At 64.7% G+C, this 18,045-nt stretch carries 24 protein-coding genes and 4 tRNA genes; 10 read left to right on the top strand and 18 right to left on the bottom strand.

All coding sequences use genetic code 11. The annotated features are described in order from the left end of the window. Positions 1 to 18 precede the first annotated feature (18 nt). Positions 19 to 900: an SDR family NAD(P)-dependent oxidoreductase gene (locus CLV43_RS21845; protein ID WP_106189094.1), complete on the bottom strand. Its 882-nt coding sequence runs from the start codon at positions 898 to 900 to the stop codon at positions 19 to 21. A 75-nt stretch (positions 901 to 975) separates the two neighbouring features. On the opposite strand from CLV43_RS21845, the gene CLV43_RS21840 reads away from it, so the two are divergent. Beyond that, entirely contained in the window at positions 976 to 1,386 is a 411-nt protein-coding gene (locus CLV43_RS21840) for a winged helix-turn-helix transcriptional regulator (protein ID WP_106189093.1), read from the top strand. A gap of 27 nt (positions 1,387 to 1,413) precedes the next feature. Here CLV43_RS21840 and CLV43_RS21835 read toward each other — a convergent pair whose 3' ends face one another. Continuing rightward, the gene (locus tag CLV43_RS21835) at positions 1,414 to 1,986 is read right to left on the bottom strand and encodes a TetR/AcrR family transcriptional regulator (RefSeq protein ID WP_106189092.1); all 573 of its coding nucleotides are present in this window, start codon (positions 1,984 to 1,986) and stop codon (positions 1,414 to 1,416) included. Between the two features lie 109 nt (positions 1,987 to 2,095). Here CLV43_RS21835 and CLV43_RS21830 point away from each other — a divergent pair, with 109 nt between their 5' ends. Further along, on the top strand, positions 2,096 to 3,568 hold the full coding sequence (locus CLV43_RS21830; RefSeq protein ID WP_106189091.1) for an FAD-dependent oxidoreductase: 1,473 nt from the start codon (positions 2,096 to 2,098) through the stop codon (positions 3,566 to 3,568). 152 nt (positions 3,569 to 3,720) lie between these two features. Then, positions 3,721 to 3,966 (top strand): PLD nuclease N-terminal domain-containing protein, encoded by a 246-nt coding sequence (locus CLV43_RS21825; protein ID WP_245886789.1) that lies wholly within the window; start codon positions 3,721 to 3,723, stop codon positions 3,964 to 3,966. Here the strand turns inward: CLV43_RS21825 and CLV43_RS21820 are convergent, their stop codons facing one another. Next, positions 3,967 to 4,611, bottom strand: a complete 645-nt coding sequence (locus tag CLV43_RS21820) for a response regulator (RefSeq protein WP_106189090.1) — start codon at positions 4,609 to 4,611, stop codon at positions 3,967 to 3,969. Next, positions 4,608 to 5,753: a sensor histidine kinase gene (locus CLV43_RS21815; protein ID WP_106189089.1), complete on the bottom strand. Its 1,146-nt coding sequence runs from the start codon at positions 5,751 to 5,753 to the stop codon at positions 4,608 to 4,610. The genes CLV43_RS21820 and CLV43_RS21815 overlap by 4 nt, the downstream gene beginning before the upstream one ends. Before the next feature lie 148 nt (positions 5,754 to 5,901). On the opposite strand from CLV43_RS21815, the gene CLV43_RS21810 reads away from it, so the two are divergent. Beyond that, complete coding sequence (locus tag CLV43_RS21810) at positions 5,902 to 6,186, top strand: sigma factor (RefSeq protein WP_170155957.1); 285 nt, start codon at positions 5,902 to 5,904, stop codon at positions 6,184 to 6,186. A gap of 204 nt (positions 6,187 to 6,390) precedes the next feature. Here the strand turns inward: CLV43_RS21810 and CLV43_RS21805 are convergent. From CLV43_RS21805 to CLV43_RS21790, 4 genes are all read right to left on the bottom strand, one after another. Further along, positions 6,391 to 6,462: transfer RNA gene (locus tag CLV43_RS21805), tRNA-Val, on the bottom strand. 52 nt (positions 6,463 to 6,514) lie between these two features. Further along, positions 6,515 to 6,958 carry a TIGR02611 family protein gene (locus tag CLV43_RS21800; protein WP_106189087.1) on the bottom strand — a complete coding sequence of 148 codons (444 nt, stop codon included), beginning with the start codon at positions 6,956 to 6,958 and terminating at the stop codon, positions 6,515 to 6,517. Positions 6,959 to 6,980: 22 nt separating this feature from the next. Further along, positions 6,981 to 7,799, bottom strand: coding sequence for an anti-sigma factor (locus tag CLV43_RS21795; protein WP_106189086.1), 819 nt, complete (start codon positions 7,797 to 7,799; stop codon positions 6,981 to 6,983). Next, positions 7,796 to 8,491: an RNA polymerase sigma factor gene (locus CLV43_RS21790; protein ID WP_245886788.1), complete on the bottom strand. Its 696-nt coding sequence runs from the start codon at positions 8,489 to 8,491 to the stop codon at positions 7,796 to 7,798. The genes CLV43_RS21795 and CLV43_RS21790 overlap by 4 nt, the downstream gene beginning before the upstream one ends. Before the next feature lie 242 nt (positions 8,492 to 8,733). On the opposite strand from CLV43_RS21790, the gene CLV43_RS21785 reads away from it, so the two are divergent. The 4 genes from CLV43_RS21785 to CLV43_RS21770 all read left to right on the top strand — a co-directional run bounded on the left by CLV43_RS21785 (position 8,734) and on the right by CLV43_RS21770 (position 9,578). Further along, positions 8,734 to 9,159: an SsgA family sporulation/cell division regulator gene (locus tag CLV43_RS21785; protein ID WP_106189084.1), complete on the top strand. Its 426-nt coding sequence runs from the start codon at positions 8,734 to 8,736 to the stop codon at positions 9,157 to 9,159. A 145-nt stretch (positions 9,160 to 9,304) separates the two neighbouring features. Beyond that, positions 9,305 to 9,377, top strand: a tRNA-Gly gene (locus CLV43_RS21780). Positions 9,378 to 9,433: 56 nt separating this feature from the next. Beyond that, a tRNA-Cys gene (locus tag CLV43_RS21775) sits at positions 9,434 to 9,505 on the top strand. A 1-nt stretch (position 9,506) separates the two neighbouring features. Beyond that, positions 9,507 to 9,578 (top strand) — tRNA-Val (locus CLV43_RS21770). A gap of 662 nt (positions 9,579 to 10,240) precedes the next feature. Here CLV43_RS21770 and CLV43_RS21765 read toward each other — a convergent pair. The 6 genes from CLV43_RS21765 to CLV43_RS21750 form a co-directional block, all read right to left on the bottom strand. Next, positions 10,241 to 10,438 (bottom strand): hypothetical protein, encoded by a 198-nt coding sequence (locus tag CLV43_RS21765; RefSeq protein ID WP_106189083.1) that lies wholly within the window; start codon positions 10,436 to 10,438, stop codon positions 10,241 to 10,243. Positions 10,439 to 10,659: 221 nt separating this feature from the next. Next, positions 10,660 to 11,187: an integrase core domain-containing protein gene (locus tag CLV43_RS48530; protein ID WP_245886786.1), complete on the bottom strand. Its 528-nt coding sequence runs from the start codon at positions 11,185 to 11,187 to the stop codon at positions 10,660 to 10,662. Then, the gene (locus tag CLV43_RS49375; protein WP_245886782.1) at positions 11,184 to 11,756 is read right to left on the bottom strand and encodes a helix-turn-helix domain-containing protein; all 573 of its coding nucleotides are present in this window, start codon (positions 11,754 to 11,756) and stop codon (positions 11,184 to 11,186) included. The genes CLV43_RS48530 and CLV43_RS49375 overlap by 4 nt, the downstream gene beginning before the upstream one ends. Positions 11,757 to 11,794: 38 nt before the next feature. Beyond that, entirely contained in the window at positions 11,795 to 12,292 is a 498-nt protein-coding gene (locus tag CLV43_RS21755) for a type I restriction endonuclease (RefSeq protein ID WP_342749805.1), read from the bottom strand. Positions 12,293 to 12,463: 171 nt separating this feature from the next. Then, entirely contained in the window at positions 12,464 to 12,676 is a 213-nt protein-coding gene (locus CLV43_RS47185; protein ID WP_146174862.1) for a hypothetical protein, read from the bottom strand. Positions 12,677 to 13,183: 507 nt separating this feature from the next. Further along, a complete protein-coding gene (locus CLV43_RS21750; RefSeq protein WP_106189082.1) occupies positions 13,184 to 13,492 on the bottom strand; it encodes a hypothetical protein in 309 nt (102 codons plus the stop codon). Positions 13,493 to 13,971: 479 nt separating this feature from the next. On the opposite strand from CLV43_RS21750, the gene CLV43_RS47180 reads away from it, so the two are divergent. After that, on the top strand, positions 13,972 to 15,279 hold the full coding sequence (locus tag CLV43_RS47180; protein WP_146174861.1) for a hypothetical protein: 1,308 nt from the start codon (positions 13,972 to 13,974) through the stop codon (positions 15,277 to 15,279). Here CLV43_RS47180 and CLV43_RS21745 read toward each other — a convergent pair. After that, a complete protein-coding gene (locus CLV43_RS21745) occupies positions 15,266 to 15,916 on the bottom strand; it encodes a class I SAM-dependent methyltransferase (protein ID WP_106189081.1) in 651 nt (216 codons plus the stop codon). The genes CLV43_RS47180 and CLV43_RS21745 overlap by 14 nt on opposite strands. 24 nt (positions 15,917 to 15,940) lie before the next feature. Beyond that, complete coding sequence (locus tag CLV43_RS21740) at positions 15,941 to 16,441, bottom strand: NUDIX domain-containing protein (RefSeq protein ID WP_106189080.1); 501 nt, start codon at positions 16,439 to 16,441, stop codon at positions 15,941 to 15,943. A gap of 100 nt (positions 16,442 to 16,541) precedes the next feature. Here CLV43_RS21740 and CLV43_RS21735 point away from each other — a divergent pair, with 100 nt between their 5' ends. After that, positions 16,542 to 17,138, top strand: a complete 597-nt coding sequence (locus CLV43_RS21735) for an AAA family ATPase (protein WP_106189079.1) — start codon at positions 16,542 to 16,544, stop codon at positions 17,136 to 17,138. Positions 17,139 to 17,415: 277 nt separating this feature from the next. On the opposite strand, the gene CLV43_RS49370 is transcribed toward CLV43_RS21735, so the two are convergent. Both CLV43_RS49370 and CLV43_RS49365 read right to left on the bottom strand, forming a co-directional pair. Next, on the bottom strand, positions 17,416 to 17,601 hold the full coding sequence (locus tag CLV43_RS49370; protein WP_245886779.1) for an integrase core domain-containing protein: 186 nt from the start codon (positions 17,599 to 17,601) through the stop codon (positions 17,416 to 17,418). Beyond that, on the bottom strand, positions 17,589 to 17,786 hold the full coding sequence (locus tag CLV43_RS49365) for an integrase (protein ID WP_245886778.1): 198 nt from the start codon (positions 17,784 to 17,786) through the stop codon (positions 17,589 to 17,591). Before CLV43_RS49365 ends, CLV43_RS49370 begins: the two co-directional genes overlap by 13 nt. Positions 17,787 to 18,045 lie beyond the last annotated feature (259 nt).

Raw genomic sequence — 18,045 nt, 5'->3', positions numbered from 1 at the left:
GCCCCCCGTGCGAACGCCTTACGCCGTGGCGTTCACGGGCAGCAGCGGGCTCTCGCCGACCCGTGCCACGACGATCCGCCGGGTGACCCGCGCCAGACGGCGGGCGGCCTCCGGGTCGAACGTCCGCAAGCCCAGGTCGACGAGCTTGCCGCGGTCGTCCGCGGTCAACGGCGCCGACGGCGGGGCGTCGATCATCCCGACCACCGGGCGGACCGCCTCGGCCACCGGCCTCGCCGCGACCTTCGCCAGCAGTGTGATGATCCCCTTGACCGGCTGTCCGAGGTGCGCGATGCCGCCGAGGGAGGCCGTGAAACCGGGGTGGTACAGCACGTACCGGGCCCTGCTGCTCGCCTGCTCGGCGAACGCCACGCCGAGCAGGTCGTTCGCCCGGCCGGACCGGGCCTGCGCGCGGACGGCCCCGTACCCCCGTTCGGTCTGGAGGTCGTCGAAGTCCACCGCTCCCATGGTGACGCCGGGCGCGGCGATGTTGACGACGACCGGTGCGGCGGAGGCGTCGAACAGGGCGCGCAGGCCGTGGCCGAGGAGGTAGCGGCTGAGGTAGTACAGGGCGAACGTGCTCTCCAGCCCGTCTTCCGTCAGCACGCGCTTCGGGTTGACCCGGTTGGCGCACAGCACCAGCGCGTCGACCGCGGTGTGCTCCCGCGCGATCTCGGCGACGACGCGGGCGTTCTCCGCGATGCTGCTCAGGTCGGCGCGCAGGAAGGTGACCCGGTCGGCCGCGCCCAGCCGGGCCGCCTCGGCCAGCAGCACCGCCCCCTTCTCCTGGCTGCTGCCGATCGAGACCACCTTGTCGCCGCGATCGAGCCGCGCCAGCGCCAGCGCCCGCCCCATGCCGTCCGTGCCGCCGGAGATCACGACGGTCTTGCGTTCGTTCCCCATGTCCGCTCCCGTGGTTACTGTTTCCCCGCAACGCATCATCGGGAACCGGGACGATCTCCGGAAGGAGGCACAGAGATGTCCGATGGGCACACGGATGTTCCCGCGGTCCTCACCGCGGAGCTGCCGCTGCCGGTCACGACCTCCGAGCACGAGGCATGCCCCGTCACCGACGTGCTCAGGCGGGTCGGCGACAAGTGGAGCGTGCTGGTGGTCGTGCTGCTCGGCCGCGGACCGCGCCGCTTCGGCCAGCTGAACCGGGACATCGAGGACATCAGCCAGCGGATGCTCACCCGCACCCTGCGCGCGCTGGAGCGCGACGACCTGGTGACCCGGACGGTCCACCCGACGCTGCCCCCGACCGTCGAGTACGGGCTCACCGACCTCGGCCGCACGCTGCTCGTCCCGTTGTCGGCGCTGACCGACTGGGCCATCGCGCACCGCGGTGACATCGAGGAGGGACGGGCCAGGTACGACGCGCGCCAGTAGCCGCTTCGTCCACTCAGGACGGACGGGTCAGGTGGTCAACGCGATGGTCGCGCGGCGGGCGGTCGCGATGACCTCCTCCGGGGTGGCCCTGGTGTTCCGGGCGGTCAGCAGCGCCGCGCCGACGGTGTCGAACGCCATCCGGACGTAGAGCCGGTCGGCCTCGCTCGCGTCCTCGCCCGCGAACAGGGCGATGACCGCGTCGAACCCCGTGCGGACGTCGTTCCCGCTGCCGGCAAGGCGTTTCATCACCGGCTGGTTGGCGTGCGCGAGCAGCATCGCCTGGATCCGCTCTGGCGTGGTGCTGTCGATCCAGCGCACCGCGGCCCGGCGCAGCAGGTCCGGGGCGGGGGGCTGTGCCGAGATCCACTCCACGAGGTTGTCGAGCTCGGACATGCGCTCCGCCATGAGGCTCGCCACGATCGCTTCCTTGTTCTGGAAGTGGTAGTAGAGCGAGGACTTCGTGATGCCGAGGGCGCTGGAGATGTCCCTGGTCGTCGTGCCCTCGAAGCCCTTCTCGGTGAACAGGCGCAGTGCGACGCGGAGGATCTCCGCGCGCGTCTCGGCTCCCGAGCGGCGCTCGTTGCCCGTGTCGGTGGTCATGTGGCGTCCCTTCGTCGCGGTCCAGTCTAGTTGACGACCGAACGCCCGTTCGGCTACGTTCGGGTCACTTAACGAACGCCCGTTCGGTAAATCTGGAGAGGAGCCCACCATGACCACCACGCGCATCGCCGTCGTCGGAGCGGGGCCGGGCGGCCTGCTGTGCGCCCGCGTCCTGCAACGGCACGGCATCGCCGTCACCGTGTACGACGCCGACGCCTCGGTCGACGCCCGCGACCCCGGCGGCACCCTCGACCTGCACGCCGACACCGGCCAGATCGCGCTCGAGGACGCGGGCCTGCTCGCCGAGTTCCACGCCGTCGCCAGGGTCGAGGGGCAGGCGAAGAGCAGGCTCGACCAGCACGGCACCGTGCTCAGCTCGTTCGTCCCGGAGCAGGGCGACGACGCCGCGCCGGAGATCGACCGAGGCCAGCTCCGCGCGATGCTTGCCGCGAACGTCGAGCCCGGCACCGTGCGGTGGGGCCACAAGCTGGTCGCCGCCACGCCGCTCGGCGACGGCGTGCACCGCCTGGAGTTCGCTGGCGGCGCCACCGCGGAGGCCGACCTGGTGGTCGGCGCCGACGGTGCCTGGTCCCGCGTCCGCCCCCTGCTCACCGACGCCGTGCCCGCCTACAGCGGCATCTCGTTCCTCGACGTGTCCTACCCCGACGTCGACAACCGCCACCCCGGCATCGCGGAGCTGGTCGGCGACGGCCACATGTTCGCCAACGACGGCGGCGGCCGGGCGATCGTCGGGCAGCGCAACAGCAACGGCGTCGTCCGCGCCTACGTGGCCATGCGCACCGACCTGGACTGGGCCGAGCGGGCTGGGATCGACCCGACCGACCAGGCCGCCGTGCGCGCGGTCCTGCTCCGCGAGTTCGACGGCTGGGCCGACGGGCTGCTCCGGTTCGTCACCGAGGGCGAGGGGTTCGTCAACCGCCCGATCCACGTCCTGCCCGCACCGCTCACCTGGGAGCACACGCCCGGTGTGACGCTGCTGGGCGACGCCGCGCACCTGATGTCCCCGTTCGGCGGCTTCGGCGTCAACCTCGCCCTGCTCGACGGCGCCGAACTGGCCCGTGCGGTGGTCGCCGAGCCCACCGTGGACGCCGCCATCACCCGGTACGAGGCGACCATGCTGCCCCGCTCGGGTGAGCACGCCACCGGGGCGAACAACGCCCTCGACCGCTTCTTCTCGCCCGCCGCCGCGGAGCCCGGCCACGCCCCGGACCAGGCGGCGGCGCACCGGCGCTACCGCGAGGGCGCCGCCGCGTACCGGCGCTCCGAGAGGGCCGCGCGGTCGGTCGACGGCACGTGGACGATCGGCTTCACGACCCCGCGGGGCGAGCGGTACCTCGACCTCGTGCTCAGCACTACCGGTGGGGCGCTGAACGGAACCCTCGACGGGGTGTCCATCGAGGACGGTCGGGTCGACGGCGCCGAGGTCGCGTTCACCTCGCGGCTCACGTCGCCGTTCACGATGAAGATCAGCTGCGCCGCGACCGTGGAGGGGGACACCATGTCCGGCAAGGCGAAGGCCGCCATGATGTCGTTGGCCTTCACCGCCACCAGGCGGAGCTGACCTTCCACAGTGGACCGCACGGGTACGACTTTGGTCCTACCCCGTTTCACCGCGCGGGATGATGCGGGTTCACGGCCGGTGGGGCAGTCTTGGGTCAGCGGAGGTGGTGCCGGACCGCGGCGCCGCACCGCCCGACCGGAGGAGTGGACACCGTGCATACCCTCGAACCGCGGACCGCGCTGGACACCGGACTCAGCCTGGTGGCGGCGGGACTGATGATCGCCGTCGCGCTCGGGTTCCTGGTGCTGTTCGTGGCCGCGCTCGTCAGCGTCCTGCGATCGCGCCTGACCGGCGGGATGAAGCTCGTGTGGGTGGTGTTCGCGTTCTGCGCGCCGTTCCTCGGCAGCCTGCTGTGGTTCGTGGTGGGGCGCAAGAACGCCGAGCGCAGCTGGGCCTGATCAGACCAGCTCGGCGTCGTGCACCACGATCGCCACCTGGGTGCGGTTGGCCGCGTCCAGCTTGGTCAGCACCCGTCCGATGTGGACCTTGACGGTCGACTCGCTCAGTCGCAACGACTCCGCGATGGCGGCGTTGGCCAGCCCGTGTCCGACGGCCACGGCGACCTCCAGCTCACGCGGGGTCAGCGCCGCCAACCTCTTGAGCGCACCCGGTTTCGCGCCGCCGTTGGCGAACTCGCCCAGCAGCCGCTTGGTGATCCGCGGCGAGATCATTGCGTCACCGCCCGCCACGACGTGGATCGCGGCCAGCAGGTCGTTCGGCGCGATGTCCTTGACCAGGAACCCCGCCGCGCCCCGGCGCAGGGCCGCGTGCACGTACTCGTCGAGGTCGAACGTGGTGAGCACGACGACGGCGGGCCCGTCGGGCAGCGCGGCGACCCGACCGGTCACCTCCAGCCCGTCCACGCGGGGCATCTGGATGTCGGTCAGCACCACGTCGGGGCGGTGCGCCGCGACCAGGTCCAGCACGTTCGTGCCGTCGGCCGCCTCGGCGACGACCTCGATGCCGGGATCGGACTCCAGGATCATCCGGAGCCCGCCGCGCACGAGCTCCTCGTCGTCGAGGAGGAGGACCTTGACCGTCACGGGTTCTCGTCGTCCGTTCGCAGGGGGAACCGGGCCTCCACAAGGTACTCGCCGCCCGCCGTGCGCCCGGACCGCACCGAACCACCCGCGAGCGCCACCCGTTCGCGCATCCCGATCAGGCCGTACCCCGAGCCGGGCACCGAGGCCTGGTGGTCGCCGGTCACCCGGTTGACCACCTCCACCACCAGGTCGCCGTCCGCGGCACCGAGCGCGACCCGGACCGGGGCACCGGGAGCGTGCTTCCCGGCGTTGGTCAGCGCCTCCTGCACCACCCGGTAGGCCGCGCGCCCGACCGCGCCCGGCGCGTCCGGCAGGGGATCGGGCAGGTCGAGGTCGACGTCCGTGCCCGTCGCGCGGAAGTCCCGCGCCAACGTGCCGACCCCGTCGAGCGCCGGTGCGGGCGACGGCGAGTCCAGGGTGTCGTCGCGCAGCACGCGGAGCATGTCGCGCAGCTCGGTGAGCGCCGTCGCGCTGGTCTTCCGGATCACCTCGGCGACCTCGGCGGTGCGCTCGCCACCGGGCGTGACCGACAGCGCCCCCGCCTGCAGCGCGATCACGCTCACCCGGTGCGCCACCACGTCGTGCATCTCCCTGGCGATGCGGCGGCGCTCCTCGGCCACGGCCCGTTCGGCCAGCAGGTCCCGTTCCCGCTCGGCGTGCTCGGCGCGGTCCCTCAGCGCGGCCAGCAGCGTGCGGCGCTGGAACGACCACAGCCCCAGCAGCGCGGGCGCCAGGACGGCCAGTCCGGACACGAGCACCAGCAGCTGCCACTCGTCCAGGTCGTCCGTCCCGTTGCCGAACACGAACGCCACGAACGCGACGCCCGCCGCCACCCACGTCCGCACCGTCGGCCCGTACCGGCTGGCCACGGCGTGGATCCCGATGAGGAGCGGCATCAGGTGCAGGCCGCCGAACAGCCCCGCCACCCCGACCGCGAACGCCACCAGCGGGAACTTCCGCCGCACCACCAGCGCCACGACGGTGACCACCGCCACCGGGATGTGCAGCGCCGGCGGCGGAGCCGGACGCGCGTCGGCGAGCGCGGTCGTCGTCACCGCGGCCGCCAGCGCCAGGTCGAACAGCAGCGACCGCACCCGGCCGCCCCACCAGTCCAACCGCGGCACCAGCTCGCCCACCCGCATCGCGCGTTCACCCCTTCCAGTGACGTTCCGCTCCGCTGATTGCGGTCCCCACTGGGCCGATTAGTCCAATGGCCAACCCTGCATGCATGATCCGGGTCATGACCCGTTGGCCGACACCCGCCCTCCGCTCAAGACACCGGACGGCCCGATGACCGGGCCGGTCGCGCTCGACGACGTCGAAAGCCTCCTGTCCCGCGTCGCACAGGGCGACCGCCAGGCGTTCGACCGCCTCTACGACCACGCCGCCGCCCACGTCCTCTGGCGCCTGCGCAAAGTCCTCCCCGACCCGGCCGAAGCCGAGGAAGCCGCCCACCAGGTCTGGCTGGACGTCTGGCGCTCCGCGGCCCGCTTCGACCCGATCGGGGGAACCACCTTGTCATGGATCATGTCCCTCGCCCGCCGCCACGCCGTCCACCACCTCCGCCACCACTGACCCGCCCGCAACGAAGGAGGCCGTGACACCGCGGCCTCCTGGGCGGATCGGGGATTCCTGTCGCGCGGTGAAAGGCGCGGTAAAGCACGGCGGTACTCATTCGGTATCACTTCGAACACCGACGTCCTGGTGTGGACTACTTCGGGGAACGCCAAAAAGCCGAGAAGTCCCTGACCATGCTGGTCAGGGACTTCTCGGTGGTTGTGGGCGATACTGGGATCGAACCAGTGACCTTTCCGGTGTGAACGGAACGCTCTCCCGCTGAGCTAAACGCCCATCTTCAGTTGTCCTGCTCCCCGCTCTCGCGGTGTGTGGATAGCTTACAACATCAACCCCCGGAGCCAAAAATCGGGCTCTCCAACCACGGCTGGTGGATGTCGAACCAGCCGCCGACCAGTGCCAACGCGCCGAGCAGCCACAGGGTCGCGAGGACGATGAGGCCGGTGCCCGCGAGGACGAGGAGCTTGACGACGAGGGGCTGGCGCTTGAGCCAGGCGACCCACCGGTCGTAGTAGTGCTTGGCGAACTTGAGGACCCGGCCCGCCCACTCGAACTCCGTGGCGAGGATGGCGAGGCCCGCGAAGACGACGAGCCAGCCGGGGCCGGGGTACGGGATCATCAGGACGCCCGCGACCAGCACGAGGCCGCCGACGACGCCGACGCCGATCCGGTAGGCGAGGTTGAGGCCGGGGTTGCGGCGGAACCACTGCCGCGGCCCGTGCCCCTTCTGCTCCGTCCCGGACGTCGTGTCGTCGTGCTGCTCGGTCGTCATGGTCCGATCATCCCGTCTGCCGTCACGCCGTCGCGACCTGACCCGCCGCCAGCACGACCGAGGGCGTGGTGGGCGCGGTGCGCCCCGGCTCGAGCGAGATCGCGAAACCGTGGTGGGCGTAGGCGCTCTTGTCCCAGCTGAGCTTGATGTCCTCGCTGCCGGGCGACACGTCGAACGTGGTGAGCGCCACCGGACCGACACCGCTGGTTCCCCAGACGACGTAGGTCTCCTTGCTCGCGTCGTTCGCCGGCATCTTGTCCGCGACGACCACCGCGGTGCTGTCACCCGAAAGGAGTACCGCCATCGGTTCCCCGCCCGCCGTCCGCAGCACGGCCTTGTTCGTGGCCGGGTCCGCGGCGAGCCGCAGCGTGTTCTCCAGCTGGTCGGTCCGCGAGTTCTGCGCGGCCACCTGGTCGGAGAGGGTGCCGATGCGCTGGCCGACCACTCCGGTCACGACTGCGACGAGGATCACAGCGGCCGCTGCGAGCAGAACTCGCGTCCGGTTGGCCTTGCGGCGGCGCGCGGCGTCGAGCGGGATCGGTTCCGCCACTTCCTGGCGGTCCGGCACTTTGACGACGACGGGCGCGGGACGCTCCTGCGGCGTGTGCTCGATGGCGTCCATCAGCTTCGCCTTCAGCCGGGCCGGCGGGTCGAACTGGTCGACCGACTCCCCGATCAAGGCCGTCACCTCTTCGGTGTTCCGCACCGTCCGCCTGCAGCTCGCGCACTCCGGGAGGTGTTCGCGCAGCAGCGCCTCCTCGTCGGGCTCCAACGCGTGCATGGCCCAGCCGACGGCCAGTTCCTCCTGGTCGCACCAGTCGGTCTTCGGGTCCCCGCTCACCGGTGCGCTCCCTTGGTGTTGTTGGGCGTGGCGAGGTCCTGCGCTCCACCTGTCTCCGCTGTCCACACCGACGACAGCGTTCCGCGGAGTCTTCGGATGGCCGCGAACGTGCGCGACTTCACCGTCCCCAGGGGCACGCCGGTCAGCTTCGCCACCTCTATCTGCGTGTATCCGCCCAGGTAGGCCAGGGCGATGACCTGCCGCTGGTCCTCCGGGAGCTTCTTCAACGCCTCTCGCACCTCGGCCCCGACGACACTGCTCAACGCCTCCAGGTCGGAGCCCGGGGCGGGCGGCACGTTGCGCTCGGAGAGCTCGTCGGTCAGCGGAACATTCCGGCGGCGCTGCGTGTTCTCCTTGCGGACGGCGTCGACGGCCCGGTGGTGCACGACCGTCATCAGCCACGTGCCGAACCCGCCGCGCGAGGCGTCGAACCGGCTCGGGTTGCGCCACAGCGCCAGGAACGCCTCCTGGACGATGTCCTCGGCGAGGTCGGGGTCGACGCAGATGCGCCTGGCCAGCGAGTACGCGGGCTTTCCGTACCGGTCGTAGAGCTCGCCGAACGCGGTCCGGTCGCCCTGCGCCAGCCGGGTGACGAGTTCGGGGTCGGTTGGTCGGCCATCGCGGCCTCCGCTGTCCGTCGACCTGGGGTCGGCGGACGTCGGTTGCGGCGGTGGAGCGGGCGAGTCAGCCACCAGAGAGGTCCTCACGTCCAACATTCGCACAACAGCCGGTACCGGGTTCAGGTTAAACCCAGCAAGATGGGTGGCGCCGACGCCGAGCGGCCACGGAACGCAGCGAGGATGTAGCGGAACGGAGTACGGATGCCCCGGACGGGTGATCCGATCTGGCATTTCATACGTTTTCCACCACAGAGACGTCACAACCAGGCAGCTCGGTCGTTTCCTGGACCGGGAAGGGAGAAAAGGTAACGACGATGCGCAACGATCACGTCACGCTCCGTTCAACAGCGGTCTTCGACCTGCTGGCGCCACGCACCCCGGCGGTTCCGGTCCAGGTGGAGCTCCGGTACGACACCAAGGACCCCTACGCCGTGGTGGCCGCCTTCCGCACCGGTAGGGCCGGCTGGGTCGAGTGGGTCTACGCCCGCGACCTCCTCGCCGACGGCCTCATCGCCGACGCCGGCGACGGCGACGTCCGCATCCGCCCCGCGGCCGACGACCCGGAGGTCGTCGTCATAGAACTCAGCTCCCCGTCCGGCCACGCCATGTTCGAGGCGTCCGCCCAGGAGCTCGCCGACTTCCTCGACCGCACCTACGACGTCGTGGTGCCCGGCAACGAGCACCTGTGGGTCAACGTCGACGAGGCCCTGACCCACCTCATCTCCAACGACCTGACGTGAAACCCGAGGTCGGGGGCCCGTAAAGCCGTTGCGGGTACCCCGATTTGATCTGGATGGCAGGCATGTAATAAAGTTCCCTCAGCACCACGGAAGACCGGAACACAAGCCCCACAAGGGAAAAAGTTCCAGAATTTCGCGGAGCGGTGCGGACGTGGCGCAGCTGGTAGCGCATCACCTTGCCAAGGTGAGGGTCGCGAGTTCGAATCTCGTCGTCCGCTCGGCAGAGGGCCCCTTGGGCTCAGGCCAAAGTCTTGATGCTAGCCTTCAAGGCGATGGCGGAGTGGCCGAGTGGCTTAGGCAAGGGCCTGCAAAGCCCTGTACACGGGTTCGATTCCCGTCTCCGCCTCGGACGATTAGCTCAGCGGGAGAGCACTACCTTGACACGGTAGGGGTCACAGGTTCAATCCCTGTATCGTCCACAATTGTTTTCGCAGGTCAGAAGCGTCATCGGAGGTCATCTCCGGTGGCGCTTCTGTCGTTTTGACCGTGGTTTGACCGTGGACGGTAGTGCTCGCGGCCCCTCGGAGTTGATCTCCATTGGCTACTGGTGATGGCGTGAGCAGCGGTGACAGGGGAGCGGCGGTCGTGTCGGGCTTGATCATCTGACCGTGGTTTGACCGTGAAGCTGTGTCGGTGGGCCCGTGAGCTGCTACGACAGGAGTAGCGCCGGTCATGGTGAGGTTGATCTTGTGGCCGTGTTGTGATCGTGGGGCTGGATTGACGGCCCGTCGCTCAGGCGCCCCGCTTGACCGGCATTTGACCGTGACTTCCTGACTGCCGCCACGGTGTCCCCATGTCGGATTTTGTTGAGTCACCATGCCCCGGTTGAACCGGAATCGCACGGTTGGTCGGCGGTGGTGCGAGGGCGAGTGGGTCGCCGTCGGTGGTCTTGGCGGGCTTCTGTTGCACAGCGCCGCCACCGATTACTACCCAGCGGTACGGCTTGGGCTCTGGGACGACGCCCCGCCCACCATTCCCGGCGGCCGGGACCACGTGCTGGAGGTGACATGCCCGTCGGAGGTCGCAGGCAGCTGAACACCGCCAGGAACTGTCCATGGCTCCTAACACTTCCAAGAACACATCATGTCCGGCCACGGAGATGCGGAAGGAGAGCAATATGTGGCCGCTGCCACCGCTGCGCGTCTTCGGCGCGGACGGTGCCGGCGAGATCGGGGTCGGCGGCGAGCAGCGCGTGGCCGAGAACCTCGCCGATCATGGGCTTTCGCTCGCCTGGCCTCACCGCCAGGTGCGCGGGCTTGTCGGACTGCACCGCGTCCACGCGCTGTGGGTCGTGCAGAGCTTCGACAACAAGATCTCCCGTTTCAGGCTCAGCGGCGACCTCCGCAGCGGCACCCTCGAAAAGGAGATCACCAGCCCGGCCTACGGCATCCCAGCCACCGCGGCGCGCTTCAGCCACCTGCTCGCCGCAGTGAACGCACACTCCGACACCCGCCCGACGCCGCAGGACCCTGTGCTTGCCGAAAACTACGTCCGTGCTGGTCAGGCGGCGTGGTGGTACTCGTTGAGGATGCCGCCCAGTCGTTGTCGTCGACGGACGTCGAAGTCGGTGATCTGGGCTTGGTCGGTGATCGGTGGTGGCAGTGGGTGTAGTGGTCGTGCGTTGGCGATGCCTTGGTGGGGTCGGTGGGTGTTGTAGAACTGCTCGTACTCACGTAGGGCATGCAACAGATGTCGTTGGTTCCAGATGAGGGTGCGGTCGAGGAGTTCGTGGCGGCAGGTTTTGATCCAGCGTTCCATGATCGCGTTCATCTGCGGTATTCGGACACCGCTGAGGACAACCCGGATGCCCGCATCGGCGAGGACGGCGTCGAACAGGGCGGGGAACTTCCCGTCGCGATCGCGCATCAGGAACCTCGCGGAGTTGCCCGCGTCGTCGAGGTCCATCACGAGGTTCTTCGCTGCCTGGGCGACCCAGGCAGCGGTCGGATGCGCCGTGGCGCCCAGGACGCGGATTCGGCGGCTTGTGTGTTCGATGACCGCGAGTACGTACAGGTGGGTGCCGCTCACGGTCGGTACGTCGAAAAGTCGCAGGCCAGTAGTACCTGGGCCTGGGAGCGGAGGAAGTCTGCCCAGGTAGTGGACGTGCGATCGGATGCCGGGTCGATTCCGGCGTCCTGGAGGATCTGCCAGACCGTGGATGCGGCGACCGTGATGCCAAGCACGAGTAGCTCGCCGTGGATGCGGCGGTAGCCCCAGGTGGGGTTCTCTCGTGCCAGGCGGAGCACTAGGAGCCGGATTGACCGTAGTGTCCGCGGTCGGCCGGGGCGTTGGGGGCGAGACTTGGCCGCGTGGCGGCGTGCGAGCAGGTCCCGATGCCAGCGCAGTACCGTTTCTGGGCGCACCGGCAACTGGAACTGACGAAGCACTCTTGCCGGGAGCCGGTGCAGTAATGCCGCGAGGAACGCCCGATCGGCGGGGGAGAACCGCAGTCGAGTCTTGCCCAGTTGGCATTCCAGCACGGTGATCTGGTGCCGTAGCAACAGGATCTCCACGTCTTTGTCCCGGTCGCTAATGGGGAGTAGGCGTAGTAGCGCGAACGCGTTGGTCACGCTGAGGTAGGCCAGCCGAAGCAGCATGACCGATCATCATGCCGTGCTTATCGGCAGCGGCATGATCATGACTGCATCCGCGCATGAGTCTCGGTGGACCCTCTGTCACCTGCATGGATGAGGTTTTCGGCAGCCACAAGGCCGAGGTGACGCTGGTTGGCGTAGCGACGCAGCTGGGTGATGCCCTCGGCCATCGGGTCGGTGATGTACGGGCTCTTGCACTCGATGACCACCAGCGGAATGCCATTGACGAACAGCACGACATCGGGAGCGACGAACTTCTTGGCCTGGCCGCCGGGCTCATCCACCCGGAACTGGCTGATCGCCAGGAAGTCGTTGTTGGCTGCGTCGTCAAAGTCGATAAACCGGACGCGCTGCGCGCGTCCCTGGTCCCAATTCGGTAGTCCCGCCACAGGCAGGCCCTCAAGGAGGCGCTCAGTCATCCGCTCGTTGAGCTCGATGAGCTTGCCCACCTCGGAGCGCGTCAGCGACGAGACCACCTCGGCCAGGCGCGCATCGTCCAACCACGGCAAACCGTCCGGCCCTGGGTTGATCTTGAGCAGCGAGGCGCGGGTAGCTATTGGTGATCCAGGCCCGGTCGGTGTCGTAGCCCCAGTCAGCCGCTGGCGAAACGACCGAGACCCAACCCGTGGACTTCAGAACGCTGCACACGAGCGCCTGCGATTACTGGTCACCGGCCGAGCACAGGTCTCCGGTCCATTTGTGTTACGGCGTCATCGACGGATGATCGCCTTGCCGAACAAGACACCGCCGACGAACCCCGAGATGGCGGCGATGAGTGCCACGGGCGTGTTGTGTTCGTCGAGGTAGGTTAGACCGCCCAATAGGATCGCGGCTATGACTCCGATCAGCATGAGCAGGGCGGTGTGGTGGTCCATCGGTTGGTTGTCGTTCGATGGCCCGTCGTTGGAGGTGTTGTTCTGCATGGGTCTCTTTCCTGTTCCGATGCTTCTGGTCGGGTTCGTCGACAAGTGGTGCCGACACTTGATGACTTGCGCGGGTGCCATGGAGCAGGAACTGCGATTCTGTGCCTTTGGCGCCTGAGCCTGTTTCGGCCTACCACTCGGCTGGACATTGCCCTCGTCGGGTCGGTGCACAGCGACTTGGCGACGCAGTTTGATCCGTGCGACTCTGGAGACATGGCGGGCCGCAGACAACACGAGGACACCGTCAAACTCTTAGATAACCCAGGACTAACCAGCTTTCCCCATGTCTACAGGGGGTGGATTCTTCGCCTCATTCGAGGTGCCGCGACTCGTACTCCATAGTGGCTCTTCGACTCTTGAGAGTCCTACTAGGTTTCGGATGCTCCGGTGGACATGTTTGATCCGAGCTGATCATGGTGCGAGGACCACTAAGCGATCTGGGACAACTAGCCCTCTGAGGTGTTAATTAAGCAGGCATTCGCGTCGCGCACTTCCGTGGTAGAAGTCTTAAGTCGGCATGTGGAGCAGCGTCGCTCCACTGGCATCCTTCACAACGAACGCGGTGATCTCGCTCCACCGCATGCCCACGCCCCCGTTGAGCGCCGTTGCTCCCACCAGCCACGACGTGACGGGCATCAACTCGCCGTCGCGCGTGAGTGCCATCAGGTCGCACCGGCTGGCGCCCTTGGCACCCTCGACCTCAAACTCGATGGAGGTGCCCCGCGCCTCTGGACGCGCGTGGATCTTGGCGCTGAGGGCGGTTTCGGGTTCGGACCGGCTGAGTTCCTGGAACACGTCACTCTCGTTGTTCGCCATGTTCGTCTGCTTCGGCGGTGAGCCGACCTACGCGCTGGTGGTGACAGTGGTTGTTGTATTTGCCGTTCGTGAGTTCGACGGTGACGGTGGCTGTGCTAGCCACCAGCAGGACTGCGATCGCGGCGGCCGCGAGGATGTTGTTGCACCGCTTGCGTTGGCGTGGTCATGCTGCCGTTGCAGGGCGTTTAAGCGCCTGCGAGGAGGTAGTTTACCGGGCATTTCTGACTTTCTCCTTTTTCAGGTGCTAACGCGCTCTTTATGTATCTAACTAGGTGAGTGGCTGTTGCCTTGTAATAGTCATCAGAGTTACAGCAATAGTTGAGCGGAACAGGCGAGATCAAGGATCATCTCTGACTGCGGTTGCGACCTGACCTCTCTGTCTGAGCTGCGATCATCGCGGATCGCCTGACGACTCAAGAAGACCTCATGGCAGCAGGCGGTATCAGGGTATGATCTGGGTGAGATCAGGGGAGGTTCGGATGACTTTCTCACGTGAGTCCCTTGCTGAGCTGCGCCAGCAACTCCTTCGGGATTTGGCGCAAGTACGCGAGCGCGGAATTGTGAGAGTTGACAGCCCTAATCCGTCGCTTAAAAGTCTAGAGATTGTCACACTTCGACAAAAGGTCCAGCTTTGGGACGCTTCGCATAGGGCGTTTACTGTCAAAGTCTTCGACATGGTGAGCCAGGCTGTCGCGGACATGCCCAGCGGTATCGCAAAGCGCGCAGCCGCGCGCCTGTTTGGCTTTGACGTTGATCCAACGCACGCGAAACCCACGCAATGGCGCAATGAAGCCCGGAATATGTTCCCACTGCTTGGCGCAGACGACTGGCGCAAGGGTATGGAGCTGGAAATTCTCGGCCTGGTTGTTGACAATTTGATCGCGAGTCAGTCGAAAAATAACAACCTTACCGAAAGGCGTGAAGAGACCGCAGCCAACCTGGAGTCCGTGTCAGATCTTGAGTATTCCGTGACAACTGCCTTTTGGGCTGGCCGTTACTCCGAATCAGCCACGATGTCACAAACTTTTCTGGAGTTGGCGATCACCCGTCGAGACTTCGAGATTGCTGCGCTCTTCCTCGCGAATCTGATACTGATAAATCGGAGTCGCGGAAGATTTTCAATAGTCTATTACCTAATGTGCAGGTATTTCCCCCAGATTCCGGTTCGTAAGCTACCCAATGAATATAAGCTCCGGCTTTTCAAAGAGCTGTTTGTCTACTACTACGAACTGGAGGATTTCGCCCGCTCTGCTCGATACCTTGAACGAATGGAGCGTATTGACCCTTTCCTCCTGTCTTACACGCCTTCAGACGACTGGATTCCAGGAACGGTTCGCTGGAGAAAGGCACATTTGGGGTGGATCTTGGAGCCAACTTCTAGATCGCTCCATAACTCTCTTGCGATCGCCCAAGAGGGTGTCGAGTACCTCCAAGGGCGTGTCGCGGTAAACCCAAATACCGCAGGGCTTGCGAGCGCTAAACTAAATGTGGGGTGGCTGTACTTTCTGGAGGACAACCCCATCTGCCTAGACTACTTTGATGAGTCGGCCAGTTTAGCCGATGGTTATAGCCCGCGCACATTGCTCGAATCGCGCACTGCGAGGATGGTGGCGGCTAGTAAGTTCGCAACAGGCCAGAATAGGAATATATGGAAGAGTTGGCAGACGCTCCGGTCTGCTATTGAATCTGACGGTAGTCCTACTAGAAGCTACGCATTTCTCGCGCGCGACCAGTCTTGGTCCGCGATTTGGCCCCACCTTGCAACTCTCGGAATTAAGCTTCGCTAATTTTCTCCACGATGTGGAATATTCCGAGTGTTGGCTTTCCTGTTCGGGTGTGGACAGGCCTAACTTCCGTTTGAGAGAGCCGCAGCCTTGGTGTCAAGGAGAGCATTTCTTGAAGCCATGTGTGTGAGAAGTGGCGAGCCGAGTACAGTATATTCCCTAGGTCGTCATGGACCCAAAAAGTTCCATATGGATAATCATGTGTTTGCTTGTATCGGCTGGTAAAGTATGGATCGTCTTGGTTAATAAGGAAATCCAAGACTAGTGCTAGACCACCTGGTCGCAGCACTCGTTGAATCTCTAAAATTGTTGCCTTACAAGCATCATCGGTGACTAGCGCTGTAAAGATAGCTTTGCATAGGATTAAATCAAAAGTGCTATTTTGGAATGGCAGCGATGTCGCGTCGGCTTGCGCAATATGCACTCCTTTGAGCGAAGATTCCCGCAAATTGTCAACCACGTTAGGGTTAATGTCGACTTTAACGTAACAATAGTCATTATTGATTACTTGCGCCGGTTCCGATCCACACCCAAGATCAAGGATATTTCCCTTGCCTTTCTGGATGAAATCTTTTGATTCCCAGTGAAGGGTGCTTGGGACTTGATGAGGAAATAGGTTTTTCCATCCCGTCTCGGTCACATGACTCCCTTAAATTGCTGTACGCTAGCGTACTGGATAGTGCATTAGCGCATGTCGGGCAAGACTGCGAACTTGGTCAAATGTAGAGATGGTTTCTAGTTCTTCCATCGAAAACCAACCGAGCTGCTTTATCTCCGACAACTGTGCTTCCTCTACCTGTCTGCCCGACTTGTCACGCTCGACATAAAAAAATTGGACCAAAGCTGGCTTTGTAAAGCTGTTATATTCGACGTCAACATAGAAGGGTACAGGCTCTGGTATGGCATTCCCGTCCTTTGGGTCGATTTCCATGGATGCAGAAATTGCGCGTACAGTCAAGCCGGTTTCCTCAAGAAACTCGCGCGTTGCTGTTTGAGAAAATGTCTCTCCAAATTCAATATGACCACCTGGTGGGACCCACTTGTCAAACCCGTTGTGATGCACCAATAGAACTCTGGCGTCTTCGACAAGATATCCCGAGCAGATGTATAGAAACCCGTTATCCTTCGTGGCTCCGCCCTCCGCGACTAGTATTGATCTACTCATTCGGCAATAGTATCAGGATTGCATTTTTTGAAAATAGACGTCTTGTCGGACCGTTGTGAAACTCTTGCCAGGACCGCACACGCTTGGCTATATTAGGGCCATGAATAGAGCAGCTCCACTCTCACGAAAGTTCCGATTCGCGATTTCCGGTACCCATCTCACTGGCAAGACGACGCTGTGTCATGACGTAGTGGCACGTCTGCTACGGCGTGGATATGCAGTCTCACTTGCGTTGGAACCCTCGCGAATAAGTCGTTATCTGGCAGGCGGCAGCAGGGGACATATGACACAACTAGAGCTGTTCGCTGGGACAATTGCTGCGGAAGTAGAGGCTTTAAGATCTGCTGAAATAGTGATCTGCGACAGATCCTTGCTCGATGTTCTCGCCTATACCGACGCGTTGAGCATCGATCTAAGTCGGCATAAAGAAGTGCTTGCGCAAGCGATGTCCGCATTTTCAGAACTTTATATTCCTACTTATGACATGATTTTTAGGCCGGCTTGGAGGTTTAGTATGGTGGACTCTGTAGACCCTCTTCGCGAAGAAGGTGATGCGCTTCAGGAATATATCGATCAACGGATCTGTCATCATGCCGAGCGAATTGGTGTGGGGTTGATTAATCTAGGCGATCCGAACTCGGCCGCCGCGGAGATCGAAGATCGAGTCATTTCAATTGTTGAATTAGCTGCAAAGTAGAGGCTGTCCGTCGATAGGTTGATATTCTATTGTTTTCAACTGCCCAACTGTCCGTAGTGCTTGCCAAAAATTCCATCCGTGCTGGTCAGGCTGCGTGGTGGTACTCGTTGAGGATGCCGCCCAATCGCTACCGTCGGTGGCTGTCGAGGTCGGCGACCTGGGCTTGGTTCGTGGTTGGTTGTGGCAGTTGCCGTAGCAGTCGGGCGTTGACGATACCTTGGTGGGGCCGGTGGGTGTTGTAGAACTGCCCGTACTCCCGCAGTGCGTGGAGCAGGTGTCATCGGTTCCAGATCAGCGTGCGGTCGAGGAGTTCGTGGCGGTAGCTCCGGATCCATCTCTCCATGATCGCGTTCATCCGCGGGATCCGGACACCGCTGAGGACGATCTGGATGCCTGCGTCGGCGAGAACGGCGTCGAACAGGGTGGGGAACTTTCCGTCGCGGTCGCGGATCAGGAACCGCACGGGCTGCCTGCGTCGTCGAGGTCCATGACGAGTTTCTTCGCGGTTTGGGAGAACCGCGCTGCGGTCGGGTGCGCGGTGGCGCCCAGGACGCGGATCCGGCCGCTGCTGTGCTCGATGACCGCGAGCGCGTACATGCGGATGCCGCGCACGGTCGAGACCTCGAAGAAGTCGCAGGCCAGCAGCACCTCGGACTGAGAACGGAGGAAGTCCGCCCAGGTGGCGGAAGTGCGATCAGAGGCTGGGTCGATTCCGGCATCCTTGAGGATCTCCTAAACCGTTGACGCGGCGACCTTGATGCCGAGCACGAGCAGTTCGCCGTGGATGCGGCGGTAGCCCCACGTGGAATTCTCCCGTGCCAGGCGCAGTACCAAGCGTCGGATCGAGCGCAGGGTCCGCGGTCGGCTGGCGCGCTGGGGCCGAGACTTGGCCGTGTGGCGGCGCGCG

The sequence above is a fragment of the Umezawaea tangerina genome (assembly GCF_003002815.1).
Taxonomy (GTDB): Bacteria; Actinomycetota; Actinomycetes; order Mycobacteriales; family Pseudonocardiaceae; genus Umezawaea; species Umezawaea tangerina.
Note: the sequence above shows the minus strand (reverse complement) of the source record. Positions and strands in the feature narration are given on the sequence as shown.